This is a genomic window from Vibrio ziniensis (assembly GCF_011064285.1).
Classification (GTDB): Bacteria; Pseudomonadota; Gammaproteobacteria; order Enterobacterales; family Vibrionaceae; genus Vibrio; species Vibrio ziniensis.
The window spans coordinates 983,661-997,347 of the sequence record NZ_CP049331.1 but is presented as its reverse complement, the minus strand read 5'-3'; the positions used below and the strand labels follow the sequence as shown (position 1 = coordinate 997,347).

Annotated in this window: 11 protein-coding genes; 4 read left to right on the top strand and 7 right to left on the bottom strand. The window is 43.2% G+C overall.

Annotated elements, in window-relative coordinates; genetic code table 11:
- The first annotated feature begins 2 nt into the window (after nt 1-2).
- The gene (locus G5S32_RS04495; RefSeq protein WP_165310749.1) at nt 3-1,343 is read left to right on the top strand and encodes a sigma-54-dependent transcriptional regulator; all 1,341 of its coding nucleotides are present in this window, start codon (nt 3-5) and stop codon (nt 1,341-1,343) included.
- Between the two features lie 68 nt (nt 1,344-1,411).
- On the opposite strand, the gene G5S32_RS04490 is transcribed toward G5S32_RS04495, so the two are convergent.
- From G5S32_RS04490 to G5S32_RS04460, 7 genes are all read right to left on the bottom strand, one after another.
- Nucleotides 1,412-2,773, bottom strand: coding sequence for a TRAP transporter large permease (locus G5S32_RS04490; RefSeq protein ID WP_165310747.1), 1,362 nt, complete (start codon nt 2,771-2,773; stop codon nt 1,412-1,414).
- A gap of 3 nt (nt 2,774-2,776) precedes the next feature.
- Nucleotides 2,777-3,439, bottom strand: coding sequence for a TRAP transporter small permease (locus tag G5S32_RS04485; RefSeq protein WP_165310745.1), 663 nt, complete (start codon nt 3,437-3,439; stop codon nt 2,777-2,779).
- 87 nt (nt 3,440-3,526) lie between these two features.
- Nucleotides 3,527-4,525, bottom strand: coding sequence for a DctP family TRAP transporter solute-binding subunit (locus tag G5S32_RS04480; RefSeq protein ID WP_165310743.1), 999 nt, complete (start codon nt 4,523-4,525; stop codon nt 3,527-3,529).
- Between the two features lie 287 nt (nt 4,526-4,812).
- Nucleotides 4,813-6,060, bottom strand: coding sequence for an ABC transporter substrate-binding protein (locus G5S32_RS04475; RefSeq protein ID WP_165310741.1), 1,248 nt, complete (start codon nt 6,058-6,060; stop codon nt 4,813-4,815).
- Between the two features lie 24 nt (nt 6,061-6,084).
- On the bottom strand, nt 6,085-7,539 hold the full coding sequence (locus G5S32_RS04470) for an ATP-binding protein (protein ID WP_165310739.1): 1,455 nt from the start codon (nt 7,537-7,539) through the stop codon (nt 6,085-6,087).
- A 5-nt stretch (nt 7,540-7,544) separates the two neighbouring features.
- The gene (locus tag G5S32_RS04465; protein WP_165310737.1) at nt 7,545-8,273 is read right to left on the bottom strand and encodes a response regulator; all 729 of its coding nucleotides are present in this window, start codon (nt 8,271-8,273) and stop codon (nt 7,545-7,547) included.
- A gap of 140 nt (nt 8,274-8,413) precedes the next feature.
- A complete protein-coding gene (locus G5S32_RS04460; protein WP_165310735.1) occupies nt 8,414-9,883 on the bottom strand; it encodes a protein adenylyltransferase SelO in 1,470 nt (489 codons plus the stop codon).
- Between the two features lie 484 nt (nt 9,884-10,367).
- Between G5S32_RS04460 and G5S32_RS04455 the strand changes: the two genes are divergently transcribed.
- The 3 genes from G5S32_RS04455 (at nt 10,368) to G5S32_RS04445 (ending at nt 13,590) form a co-directional block, all read left to right on the top strand.
- Nucleotides 10,368-11,900: a bifunctional GNAT family N-acetyltransferase/carbon-nitrogen hydrolase family protein gene (locus G5S32_RS04455; protein WP_165310733.1), complete on the top strand. Its 1,533-nt coding sequence runs from the start codon at nt 10,368-10,370 to the stop codon at nt 11,898-11,900.
- Between the two features lie 167 nt (nt 11,901-12,067).
- A complete protein-coding gene (locus G5S32_RS04450; RefSeq protein WP_165310731.1) occupies nt 12,068-12,688 on the top strand; it encodes a LysE family translocator in 621 nt (206 codons plus the stop codon).
- The gene (locus G5S32_RS04445) at nt 12,670-13,590 is read left to right on the top strand and encodes a DMT family transporter (RefSeq protein ID WP_165310729.1); all 921 of its coding nucleotides are present in this window, start codon (nt 12,670-12,672) and stop codon (nt 13,588-13,590) included. Before G5S32_RS04450 ends, G5S32_RS04445 begins: the two co-directional genes overlap by 19 nt.
- The last annotated feature ends 97 nt before the right edge of the window (nt 13,591-13,687 follow it).

The window sequence follows — 13,687 nt, the reverse complement described above, 5'->3', positions numbered from 1 at the left end:
GTATGTGCGATGTATTTTTTATTGATGACGAATCGGACATTCGAATAGCAATCGAGCAGAGCTTTGAACTGGCAGATATCGATGCCAAATTTTTCTCCAGCGCAGAAGACGCGCTGCTAGCCATCAAGCAAGATAAGTTGCCAATGGTCGTCGTGACAGACATCTGTCTACCGGGAATCAGTGGGCAGAATCTTCTGTCTTCTATTCATCATCAAGACAGTGATGTGCCGGTCATTCTCATCACTGGTCATGGTGATATATCCATGGCAGTGCAAGCGATGCATGACGGCGCTTATGACTTTATCGAGAAACCTTTCGCACCAGAAAGACTCATTGAAACCGTCAATCGAGCTATTGAACGCAGAAAACTAACGTTGGAAAACCAACAGTTAAAACGTAGCCTCAAAGCCAGCCAGACTCTTGGTCCGAGAATCATCGGTGAGACCAACAGCATTATTGCGTTAAGAGATACCATTACTCACGTTGCCGACACCAACGCGGACATTCTTCTGTTTGGTGAGACTGGTACGGGAAAAGAGCTTATCGCTCGTTCTCTGCACGAACAAAGCTCTCGACGTGAAAAAAACTTCGTGGCAGTTAACTGCGGAGCTGTACCGGAAAATCTCATTGAGAGTGAACTTTACGGACACGAAAAAGGTGCTTTTACCGGTGCGGACACCAAACGTATCGGTAAGTTTGAACATGCTCAAGGCGGGACTCTGTTTCTTGATGAGATTGAATCAATGCCTATGCAAGCTCAAATTCGTTTGCTACGTGTGTTGCAGGAACGCGTTATCGAACGAGTCGGTTCGAATGAGCTTATCCCACTGGATATTCGCGTTATTGCAGCGACCAAAGTCGATTTGAAAAAGGCAGCGTTAGAAGGAAACTTTCGCCAAGATCTCTATTACCGGCTCAACATAGTGACCCTTGATATACCACCGCTTCGCGAACGCCGAGAGGATATACCAGCCCTCTTCCATCACTTTCTGCTTGTAGCAGCGGCTCGCTACGGAAAAGCGGCAACCGCTTTACCTCAGAGTGCTTTGCAAGCATTGCTCAGTCATGACTGGCCGGGGAATGTGAGGGAGCTACGTAATGCAGCAGAACGCTATGTGTTACTTGGGAAGCTTTCAGAACTTGGTGAGCAGAGCAACAACGCTAAAGTATTAACCAGCCTTGCGGATCAAGTAGCAGAGTACGAAAAATCACTGATAGATCAAACGCTGATTGAGTGTTCCGGCAGCATTAAAGACGCCATGGAAATTCTCAATATTCCGCGAAAGACACTCTATGACAAAATGCAGAAATATCAGATAAATAAAGATAACTACAAAGACTAAAAGTAGTGCCAAACAGTAGAAAAACGCCTAGCAATTCTAGGCGTTTTTTTCATCTCACGTCATCATTTTTATTTGGTGATGATTTCCGGCCCCATCAGTAACGTTGGTAACCAAGTCGATACGATAGGTACATAAGTTACGATGATCAAGAATAGGAACATAATGCCTACCCATGGTAAAGCGGCTTTGACAACATCCATCATCGACATCTTCGCAACCCCTGCAGTTACAAAGAGGTTGAGCCCGACAGGCGGCGTTATCATACCTATCTCCATGTTCACGACCATCATGATACCCAAGTGAATCGGGTCGATGCCTAGCTGAATCGCGATTGGGAATACCAATGGAGCCACAATGATCAGCAGACCTGATGGTTCCATAAACTGACCACCAATCAACAACAATACGTTGACCACAATTAGGAAAGCAATTGGACCTAAGCCAGCAGAAAGCATCGATTCTGTGATCATCTGAGGGACGCGTTCTTCGGTCAGTACATGTTTCAAAATCAGAGCGTTAGCAATGATAAACAGCAACATGATTGTCAGTTTACCTGCGTCATACAGCGTATTTTGTGTATCTTTATGAACAAAAGTTTCAACCGCTTTAACGAGGAATGGTTTGGTGTTGTTCTTATCGGCGAACGGTCCCATATCGCGATAGATAAAGTTGGCAATAAAGAATGAATACACTGCTGCAACTGCTGCCGCCTCGGTTGGCGTAAAGATACCACCATAAATACCGCCAAGTATAATGACCACCAAAAGCAGACCCCAGCTTGCATCTTTCGCAGCTGATATTGCTTCTTTCCAACCCACAAAAGGTTGTCTTGGTAGATTTTTGATACGTGCAGTAATGTAGATCGCAATGATCAACATCAGACCTGCTAGCAATCCCGGAATTACCCCGCCAAGGAACATACGACCAACAGACACGTTGGTCGCAGCAGAGTACACAACCATTACAATTGATGGCGGTATAAGAATCCCCAGTGTACCTGCGTTACAAATAACGCCTGCTGCAAACTCTTTGCTGTAGCCATTTTTCACCATACCGGCAATAACGATACTACCGATAGCCACAACCGTTGCTGGTGAAGAACCGGATAGCGCTGCGAACATCATACAAGCGACAACTGAAGCAACGGCTAAGCCGCCACGGAACCAACCTACCATCGCAATCGCGAAACGAATGATACGTTTCGCTACGCCGCCAGTAGACATAAAGCTCGACGCCAAAATGAAGAATGGAATAGCTAAAAGGGTATAGTGACCTTCAAAGGCGTTAAAAAGAGTCTGAGCCACCGAAGCCAATGAAGCATCTGAATGCCACATCAAAAATAGAATACTCGACAAGCCCAGTGATATCGCAATCGGTACGCCAATCAGCATAAAGCCGATGACGAGTAGGAATAACAACAAAATAGCCATGACTTACTGCTCCTTATTCTTATTATTAGCACTCATGACATCTTCCACATCTGCCAATTCAGCTTTTAATGCATCAAGATCTTCTTCCGCTTCATGACCTGCGATCATACGGTCCAATTTGCCCGTTAAAATCTGATAAGCGATCTGTAGGAAGCGAAACGTCAACATTGCCATACCGACTGGCAGCGCCATGTAAGGAATGAATCGAGGCAGCTTTTCGTAGCGCTCACCTTCATTGAGCCAGTCCGACAAAAATTGCAGCATCTCTGGCATAGGAATATCGTCAGTTTCATACCAAGCTCGCTCGGTAGCAAACGGATACCAGTAGTTCCAAGAGCCGATAAGCAGAAAAGTCGAGAATGCTAAACAGCATGAAATCGCAATCAACGCATAGATTTTACGACCCGCAGGAGGTGCTTTATTGATGATGACGTCAACACCAATGTGAAAGTGTTTTTTAACCCCATAAGACGCTCCCACGAGTACCATCCACGCAAACATGAATACCGTTAGCTCTAGCGCCCAGAGAATGTTGTCGTTGAACAGATAGCGCAACACTACGTTGGCGAAGGTAAGTAGTGTCATTGCACCCAAGAAGAAGGCAATTAATGTCTCTTCCGCTTTGTCAGTGATACGACCGACTTTGGCAAAAAATGACTGTTCCATAAGATACTTAGCTCTTGTTGTAATCGTTATTGTCGTAATGTAATTGGCATAAAAAGCCCCTACCCGAATAAGCAGGGGCAAACGTCATTACTTCTTATTTGAAGCCAAAGCAGCATCAATCAGATCACTACCGATATCTTTCTCAAACTTCTTCCAAACTGGTTTCAGAGCATCAACCCACTGTTGGCGTTGTTCTGGTGTTAGTTGACGAACTACACCACCCGCTTCAAGAATGTATTGCTTGTTTTGCTCTTCAACTTTGTTTGACTCAGCATTTCGAGTCACAGTGACTTCATTAAGAATGGTCGCTAGCTGATCGCGAACATCGGCTGGTAGACCGTCCCACCATTTGGTAGAAGTCACGACTAGGTAATCAAGAATGCCGTGGTTGGTTTCAGTAATACCATCTTGAACTTCGAAGTATTTTTGACCGTAAGTGTTCGACCAAGTGTTCTCCTGACCATCGATAACTTTGGTCTGTAAGCCACCATATACTTCGGCAAACGACATTTTTTGAGGGTTAGCGTTGAGCTGTTCAAACTGAGCTACAAGAACATCAGAAGCCTGAACACGGAATTTAAGACCTTTTGCATCTGCTGGAACAAGGATTGGTTTGTTAGCAGAAATTTGCTTCATACCGTTGTGCCAGAATTCAAGACCTTTTACACCACGGCGAGTCATTGCGTTCTTTAGCTGTTCACCAGCGTCAGAGGTCTGGAAACGGTCTACTGCATCTACGTCTTCAAAAAGGAAAGGTAAGTCGAAAAGGCGGAACTTTTTGGTAAATTTTTCAAATTTAGACAGAGACGGAGCTGCTAGCTGCACATCGCCGTTCAACAATGCTTCAAGAACTTTATCATCATCGTATAGCGTCGAGTTTGGGTAAACTTGCATACAAGCTTTGCCATTCATCTCTTCGTTCACGCGTTTTTCAAGCAGTGTTGCTGCGATACCTTTGGGGTGTTTATCTGTGTTGGTTACGTGACTGAATTTAATCACGATTTCACCTGGGTCACAGTTAGCAGCAGCGTTGAAACTAGTTACAGCTAGGATAGAGGCAGTCAGTAGAGTAAGAGGCTTTAACATTATTATTCTCCTTGGTTTATATCATCAGCAAACTCATCAATGAGCGCTGCATAAACTCTATAGAGCAAGGAGTAAGCCAAGTTGAAACAATTAATTAACAATCATTAAAAAAACAATTAATTACATTTAATTTACAATTTTCATACCGATAAAAGAAACACGAACGTGTTGAGAAATGGGTGGAAAATGACACATCAAAAAAAGCGTATGTGTCATTTCCCGCCAAGTTTTTTAGAGGTGAATATGTTTTAGTGGTAAACCTGTTTTAGAGGTAAAAATCTATGCTGCTACATTGCAGATTTAACAACCTTAGCAAGTCGCTGTACCGCCTCTGCTGGAACGGCACTTTGGTCGTTAAAGAAATTGGTTATCACATCAAACATCGCACCTTGAACATAGCCTGCGGTCGACATGCCATGCGCCATACTTGGTACAAGATCGCCTGTTTGAGCCGATGATTTAAAATCTTTCATTGAATCCAACGCACACTGGTCGAAATGGGACATATCCATATCAAGCCGAACAGGAATCGAGCCTTTATTTAAGTTGAAGATTTCCTGAAACTTGGGGTCTAGGATGGTAGATGCCAGCGCTTTTTGTGCTTTAAAATTTTCTTCATCCTGAAGCTCAAAGAAGGCAAAACTGTCGACGTTGTAAGTGAATTTTCCAGCCGTACCAAAGGCTGGAGCACAAACATAATCTTTTCCCGGTACCTTTCCTGCCGCAGAAAATTCGCCTTTTGCCCAGTCACCCATTATCTGCATTCCCGCTTCACCGTTAATCACCATAGAGGTTGCAGTCATCCAGTTTCTTCCTGGTGAGTTATTGTCAACATAACTTCTGACACGTTTAAACTTAGTGAAAACTTCAATCATTTTTTCACCGCCTAAAATGTCCATATCCAGATCGACAAAGGCTTTTATGTAGTCTCTCGCCCCCAAAACATCGAGAGCAACAACTTCAAACAGTGTGGCATCTTGCCAAGGTTGACTACCATGAGCTAAAGGAATTAAACCAATCGCTTTGATTTTTTCCGCTGCGGTAAAAAACTCATCCATTGTGGTGGGAATCTTTGCTCCAGCCTGTGCAAATACTGCAGAGTTAGCCCAAAGCCAATTCACACGGTGCACATTGACAGGCACAGCAACATAGTGATTGTCATACTTCATTACATCAGTGATCATTTTGGGAATCACATCATCCCAGTGATCAGGCTTCGCAACACTATCTAAGTTGGTCAAAAAACCAAGCCGCGCCCACTCTTGAATGTCGGGTCCTTTTATGTTGGCAGCAGAAGGAGGATTACCAGAAACAGCGCGTGTTCTTAACACTCTCATCGCGCTTTCACCGCCACCGCCTTCTACGCCGAAATCAATCCATGAGTATCCTTGCTTCTCTAGCATGTTTTTGAGAACAGAAATCGCATTGGCTTCACCACCAGCTGTCCACCAGTGAAGCACTTCCACTTCACCGGCTAACGCACTATTTGCTGAGCATAGCATTGATGCTGCGAGAAAGATTTTATTAAGTTTCATGATATTTCCTTATAAGTAAGGAACTTATACTTCAAGAGTCGGGGGCATAAACAGCTTCACACGTAAACCACCGCTTAGCAGATTTTCAATCACCATATCCCCTCCATGTCCACGAAGAATATTTCGACTGATACCTAAGCCAAGTCCATGCCCTTCATTGTCATTGGCAATACGAAAATAAGGTTCAAACACCCTTTCGAGTTTATCTTTAGGAATCCCAGGACCGCGGTCTTCAATCGTCACGGTAATCCAATCTTCGCTTTCATCGATGCTGATCCAGACTTCATGCCCGTACTTCACACCGTTATTTATCAGATTAGTTAGTGCCCGCTTCATAGCTAACGGCTTAGCGACAATAGGTTCAATGGATATAGGTTTAAAGTGGACAGTTTGAGTGGTAAGGTTATACCCTTCAGCAATCGACATAATCAGTTCATTGAGATCAATATAGTCGTTGTTTTCATGCAAATCGGTATCACGAACACACTGCAAAGCGCCTTTAACCATCATTTCTAGCTCATCCAAATCCCGATTAAATTTCTCGCGTTTTACGTCATCATCTAACAGTTCAGCCCTTAACCTCAGTCGAGTAATCGGCGTTTTTAAGTCATGCGATATTGCTGAGAATAAATTTTCTCTGTCTGAAACATAGCGACGAATACGCTGCTGCATTAAGTTAAACGCGCGAGTGGCAGTAATTAACTCGCTGGCACCTTCTTCGTTCAGCGGTCGTTGTTCAATCCCCATGCTCATGTCATTGGCAGCGCGAGCCAAGTTCTTCAAAGGTCTAACTTGTCTGCGCATCAGCAAGTAAGTAAGCACTAGCAATATCGAGGTCGAACTTAAGAGGAAGATAATCTGCTCTTTGCCTATGATGGTGTCATCCAAAGTGATGTATGGCGAAGGAAGCAAAGCCGCTATGTATATCCACTCTTTCTCATCGAGTTCAATTTGTACCACCATTACCGGGGGATTCAGTGGCTCCAAAGTTAGGGTGTGATGAACCCATGACTTGGGTAAGTCATTCATTAAAATACTGTTTTTTAGCAAACGTAGTCTTTCAGGTCGCGAGAAATCCACCAACACCTGCCCAACATTGGTCAGCTTCTCATTTAAGACTTCCTTAACAGCCTTGACAGATGCTTTTTTGAGGCTCGTTTCTTCTATCGGTTCAACGATTAGACTTTCTTTGTTAAAGGAGACAAAAAAACGCGTCCCCCCCATGTTTCGGATTTGATCCAAAATAATATGGCGATAACGTACTGGAAGAGATTGGAAAAAGGTCACTGTTGAGGCAAACATACCCGCCATACTGGCTGACGCAGAGTGAATACCTTCTAACTCTTTCGCTTTTGATTGACTATACCAAACCGAAGTGGCGATGCCTTGGGCAATCACCACCGCGAGAAGTGTCAGTAATAAAGTACGAGCAACCAACGAGTTAGGTTTAAAGCTCTTCCAAAAACGGGGACCTGACATAAAAATTAATGCTCATACTCAACGGGAGTCGCTAACTTATAACCGTTACCTCGCATGGTTTTGATGTAGTGAGGGAATTGTTCACTGCTACCCAAACGCTGTCTCAACCGGCTCAATTGAACATCAATACCTCGCTCATAAGGCAAAGCTTCTCGCCCTCGAGTTGCCATAGAGATAGTATCTCTATCAATCACTTCATTTGGATTGGTTAAAAATAGCATCAGCAGCGCGAAATCACTGCCGGAAAGATCATGCTCTTCATGGTTTTGAACATGAACAATACGATGAGACGTTGTGTCTAAGCGCCACTCACCAAACACCACGTGTTTAGGCAAAACTTCTTCACCTTTTTCTTCATTGGCATTAAATCTGCGTAACACGGCTTTAATCCGAGCCACCAGTTGCCTTGGGCTAAAAGGCTTAGCGATGTAATCATCGGCTCCAATTTCCAAACCGATGATTTGATCGGTTTCATCAGAGACCGCAGTCAGCATAATGATAGGAACATTAGAATCACGGCGAATCTTCTGGCAGAGATCAAAGCCATCATCACCTGGCAACATCACATCGAGCAAGATAAGGTCAGGATAACCGTTAGCGTCTAAGTGAGACTGAAGCTCCACTCCATCACCCACTGCAGCAACGTTAAATCCCGACTTACTGAGATACTCATCTAGTAGCTCACATATTTCTTTATCATCATCAACGACGAGGATGCGAGTGTCTTCCAGCATGCTTGTTCCGTATTCCGTATGTAACTAATAGTGAATAGATTCTATAACCGTAGCTCATTCTTGATTACGCTTATTTCACCAAAACTTGAATTCATTATGGATATAGATCACATAATGAATTCAAATTACTGTAAACGTTCTCACGAAGAGCAACTTATCTCTAACTTTTTGCCCCATTCTGGTGGCAATTTCGCATAATGTTCGTTGTGCGGTTGCTCATCATAAGGCTTTTTCAGCAACTCAGCTAAACGATGCAATTCTGAAAAATCCCCTTCTTCCGCCCTATCAATTGCGATTTGTGCCAAATAGTTTCTCAAAATGTATTTAGGGTTTACCTGACGCATTTTTTCACAACGTTGTGCAGCTCTAACAACCTTACCTTGATCATCTAACTCACTATTACAGCGCGATAAATAGATATCTAACCATTGAGCAGCTTGTACTCTGTCGATAAACAGATCGACCACACCTTGAGACTCTTGCGTATCCAGCATGGAAAGTTGACGAAAGAATCGGGTGTAATCCACCTTGTTTGTCGCTAAAAGTTCAAACATGGCATCGAAAATAATTCCATCGTCAGGTAAACGAGTTAACAGTCCGAGCTTCTTACGCATTAATTCACTGAAGTAGCCATTCAGCTGTACTTCGTACTGATTCAACGCTTGTTCCAAATCGTCTCTTTCAATCAGCGCTGAAAGTGAGTGCGCTAGAGCGGACAGATTCCATAACGCGATGCGCGGTTGTTGGTCAAAAGCGTAACGCCCCTGATAGTCTGAATGGTTACAAATAAATTCAGGCTGGTAATCATCTAAAAAGCCGAAAGGGCCATAGTCAAATGTCTGCCCGAGAATCGACATGTTATCGGTGTTCATAACTCCGTGAGCAAAACCTACCCCTTGCCACTGCGCAATCATCAAAGCGGTTCTGTCCACGATTTGATTAAACATCATCACATAAGGCTTTTCTTGCTCAGCACACTCAGGGAAATACCACTCAATCACTTTGTCAGCCAAAAGTTTTTGTTCTGCTAATTGATTGGTGTAAAAGAAATGTTCGAAATGACCAAAGCGGACATGGGTATCTGCCATACGAATCAATAACGCGCCGAACTCTTGTTTTTCTCGATAAACTGGCGTGTCGCTGCTCATCAGACCTAGCGCTCGAGTCGTTGCGATTCCCAACCCGGCCATCGCTTCACTACAAAGATATTCACGGACAGATGAACGTAACACAGCTCGTCCGTCGCCCATTCGAGAATAAGGTGTTAAACCTGCACCTTTGAGGTGGATATCAGCAACTTCACCGTTTTTAGTCGCAATTTCGGCCAACAACAATCCTCTACCATCACCCAGATCTGGGTTATAAACCCCAAATTGATGACCTGCATATTTCATTGCAAGAGGAGCAAACTGTTCTGGAACATCCATGCCCGAAAATGCCTGCAGCAGTTCATCTGTTGGTTCAATGGGAAATCCATACTGCTTTGCTAAGTCACTATTCCAGGTAACCCATCGCGTATTAAGCAGAGGTTGAGGAGCAATAGGTGTATAGAACGATTTAGGCAACTCGCTAAAACGAGTAGTCAACGTGACGGTATCCCAAAATGACATAACATTTCTCACAAGGATCAGTTGAGCAAATTTATTTGTTAGAACGTTAGCAAATACCTGAGTTAAATACTAGGTTATAAATTGGAGATGTAAAAAAGCCCCAACAGTGTGGGGCTCTTAGTCATACTTGCTTTTGGCTACTAAATCAAAGCAACAACGCTGATTAACGCTACTAGGGAAAACACTAGCGTGCGACCAATAACACCCAACAAACTTGGTTGAATCATTTCTACATGCATAATGCTCTCCTGGATAAATATGACAATGTAATGACAATATGATGAAAATTTGCAGATTGAGCAATATCTAGACAAATTAAATTTTTGTTACAACGTAAGTTACACACCTTCTGCAATTCATAAAATAAGCACAAAGAGCACATTAATCATAAAGGTGATAAAAGCATGCAAACCATTCAACCCTTGAATTGAACCTACAAATTGTCCAGTATGAAAAAAGGACAGCAATAGAAGGACAAGGATGAATGAGAAATCCAACGCCGCGCCTAACGCTGCGCGTAATTGAAAAAAGCGACTATCCAGAATTAGCAGAGTTAATGGATTTAGTTTTTCATGATGTAGGTGGTGCTTGGCCACGCATGACAATTATGGATTTGATTCACCAGTTTCCTGATGGACAAATTTGTATCGAGGACGACGGCAAAATCATTGGTGCCGCTCTTACCATTAAAGTCGATTACAACCGCTTCTCTCTCCCTCATGTCTATACAGACATCGTAAATGAAAACAACGTCATTCAACACAAGGCCAACGGTGATGCTCTATATGGGCTTGACGTGTTTGTGCATCCTGATTACCGCGGTTTGCGCTTAGGAAGACGTCTCTATGCGGCTCGCAAAGAGCTATGCCGGAGTACTAACTTAAAAGCGATTCTTGCTGGCGGGCGAATTCCGGGATATAGCACATACGCCAACAGCATGCCAGTGACAGAGTACATTGAAAAAATCAAACGCCGCGAAATACACGACCCTATATTGTCTTTCCAGATCTCCAACGATTTTGACGTCAAACGAATCATGCGTCATTACCTACCAGAAGATGACAGTTCACGCGGTTATGCCACGTTGTTAGAATGGGATAATTTCTTCTATGAAGATGACATTATCTCCATCCACGATATTGAGAAGACACTGGTAAGAATCGGTATTGTGCAATGGCAAATGCGCGCTGTAACCAGCGTCGATGACCTAATGGATCAAGCGGAATTCTTTGTGGATTCACTATCCAACTACAAAGCGGATTTTGCTCTCTTCCCTGAGTTTTTCAACGCCCCTCTGATGGGATTGAAAAATGATCAAAACACTGTTGAGGCAATTCGCTTTCTTGCTTCATTCAGCGAAGAAATCAAACTTCGTTTCTCAGAATTGGCCGTCACTTACAACATCAACATCATCGCTGGAAGTATGCCTGTGATGGAGGATGGTGTTCTCTACAACGTTGCCTACTTGCTTCATCGAGATGGAACCATTGATGAACAGCATAAGATACATATCACTCCACATGAGAAACGTGACTGGGTCATTGATGGAGGTGACAAAATTCAGGTATTTGAAACGGATGCAGGGCGTGTTGGTATTCTAATTTGCTATGACAGCGAGTTCCCCGAGTTGGGCAGAATGATGGCAGAGAAGGACGTGCAAATTATCTTTGTGCCGTTTTGGACTGATACCAAAAATGGTTATCAACGGGTTCGACTCTGTTCACAAGCGCGAGCAATTGAGAATGAATGTTACGTTGCTATCGGCGGTAGTGTGGGCAACTTACCTCGCGTGGACAACGTCGATATTCAATATGCACAATCTGCAGTGTTCTCGCCTTCAGATGTGTACTTTCCTCACGATGCAACCATAGCTGAAGCAAGTCCAAACACTGAGATGATCATCTTTGCTGACGTTGATTTGGATAAACTGAAACAGCTCAATACTGAAGGCTCTGTCACCAACTTGCGCCATCGACGGATGGATTTGTATGGTGGATTTACTCAAGTAAAATCTTAGAGAATAGCCACCGCTAGTGGAAAGTTCAAAACGCACAGTTCGTCATGTGCGTTTTGATTACATTTAACTTTAACCCCATTTTTCTGCGAACTACATCAAACAAATATTGATTGCCGCTAGCTCTACGCTTATTGTAACTCCCCTACTCCCAAGATATGGATATCTCTATGAATACCGCGCTGTTAGGAATGTTTATTCCTACTTTTTTCTTTGTTTCTATCACCCCTGGTATGTGTATGACACTTGCGCTTACATTGGGTATGACCATTGGTTACAAACGCACACTTTGGATGATGGTGGGAGAATTAGTCGGCGTTGCTGTCGTTGCGGTTTCCGCTGTTGTGGGTATTGCAGCCATCATGCTTACATACCCTTGGTTATTTACGGTATTTAAATCGATTGGTGCTTGTTACCTGTTCTATCTCGGTGTGCAAATGTGGTTATCGAAAGGCAAACTTGCATTAAATATTGATAATAAAGATTCATATAAAGGCAGCAACTGGGGATTGACCGCTCAAGGCTTTGTTACAGCCATTGCCAACCCTAAAGGCTGGGCATTTATGATTTCTTTGCTGCCACCTTTTATAGACCATTCCATAAGTCTAACTCCGCAGCTGCTTTTCCTTGTATCCATCATTCTTGTGTCTGAATTTGTGTGTATGACTCTGTACGCTACAGGCGGTAAAGGTCTTAAACGGGCACTGGGTAAAACTCAAAACGTACGTCTAATGAATCGTATTTCAGGAACGCTAATGATGGGTGTAGGTGTATGGCTATTTTTGAGTTAGGTCGATTGCATACTGGCGTGCGAAAGTTATCGGAGTCGCGCGCTGTAGTTTTGTTTTTCTTTTTGTTACCGCCACTCTTCTGGGCCGGAAACTTTATTGTTGGTCGAGCCGTTCGCGATGAAATTCCACCAGTAACCCTTTCGTTTAGCCGTTGGGTATTGGCGAGCATCTTGCTGTTGCCGTTTTCTTATAAATATATTCTTAAGGAATGGAAGTCCTATATCGAGCATTGGCGTTTAACACTGGTGACATCAATTACTGGTTTTGCTGCGTTCAACTCTTTTGTCTACCTTGGACTGCAATCAACACCTGCAACCAATGGCACCATATTGAATGCCTTTATACCAATTTTGATTAGTATCTTTGGATCTCTGTTTTTCGGCCTCGCAATTACTTGGCGCTTGTGTCTAGGAATTACTTTGTCCCTATGCGGCATTCTCACTATTGTCAGCGCAGGCGATTGGCACAACCTTCTCGCTCTAAATATCAATCATGGTGACTTTATTATTTTCTTAGCCATGATTTGTTGGGCAATATACACCATAGGTCTTAAGCAATTACCCCAGACTATCAATAAGCTCGGTCTGATGTCTGTGCAAATGATTTTGGCGATTCTTGCGTTGCTCCCATTCTATTTGTGGGAATTACGCTCGGGGCATTTTCCAATATGGAACACGCATTCTATTCTCAGCTTGCTTTATATCGGCATATTTCCATCTATCGGAGCTTTTTTGCTCTATATGCAATGTGTGAAATTACTTGGCCCAGCGAAAGCCAGCCTTTCTGTGCATTTAATCCCAGTATTTGGCGCTATACTTTCAGCATTATTCCTTGGTGAATTTGTTCAGATGTTTCATCTATGGGGAATATTATTGATTTTCTTAGGTATCACGCTCAGCTAATTTTTACCCAAAGAATATTTATGAATTTATTTAATAACACCCTAAATATATAGAACTCAGTGTAAGCGAGCTAAATAAAAAACGCTCGATGAAATCT

What these genes read in the sequence shown, in the direction of transcription:
- G5S32_RS04460 (WP_165310735.1), bottom strand. Translation starts at nt 9,883, where the DNA reads ATGTCATTTTGGGATACCGTCACGTTGACTACTCGTTTTAGCGAGTTG.
- G5S32_RS04485 (WP_165310745.1), bottom strand. Translation starts at nt 3,439, where the DNA reads ATGGAACAGTCATTTTTTGCCAAAGTCGGTCGTATCACTGACAAAGCG.
- G5S32_RS04475 (WP_165310741.1), bottom strand. Translation starts at nt 6,060, where the DNA reads ATGAAACTTAATAAAATCTTTCTCGCAGCATCAATGCTATGCTCAGCA.
- G5S32_RS04455 (WP_165310733.1), top strand. Translation starts at nt 10,368, where the DNA reads ATGAGAAATCCAACGCCGCGCCTAACGCTGCGCGTAATTGAAAAAAGC.
- G5S32_RS04480 (WP_165310743.1), bottom strand. Translation starts at nt 4,525, where the DNA reads ATGTTAAAGCCTCTTACTCTACTGACTGCCTCTATCCTAGCTGTAACT.
- G5S32_RS04470 (WP_165310739.1), bottom strand. Translation starts at nt 7,539, where the DNA reads ATGTCAGGTCCCCGTTTTTGGAAGAGCTTTAAACCTAACTCGTTGGTT.
- G5S32_RS04495 (WP_165310749.1), top strand. Translation starts at nt 3, where the DNA reads ATGTGCGATGTATTTTTTATTGATGACGAATCGGACATTCGAATAGCA.
- G5S32_RS04490 (WP_165310747.1), bottom strand. Translation starts at nt 2,773, where the DNA reads ATGGCTATTTTGTTGTTATTCCTACTCGTCATCGGCTTTATGCTGATT.
- G5S32_RS04445 (WP_165310729.1), top strand. Translation starts at nt 12,670, where the DNA reads ATGGCTATTTTTGAGTTAGGTCGATTGCATACTGGCGTGCGAAAGTTA.
- G5S32_RS04465 (WP_165310737.1), bottom strand. Translation starts at nt 8,273, where the DNA reads ATGCTGGAAGACACTCGCATCCTCGTCGTTGATGATGATAAAGAAATA.
- G5S32_RS04450 (WP_165310731.1), top strand. Translation starts at nt 12,068, where the DNA reads ATGAATACCGCGCTGTTAGGAATGTTTATTCCTACTTTTTTCTTTGTT.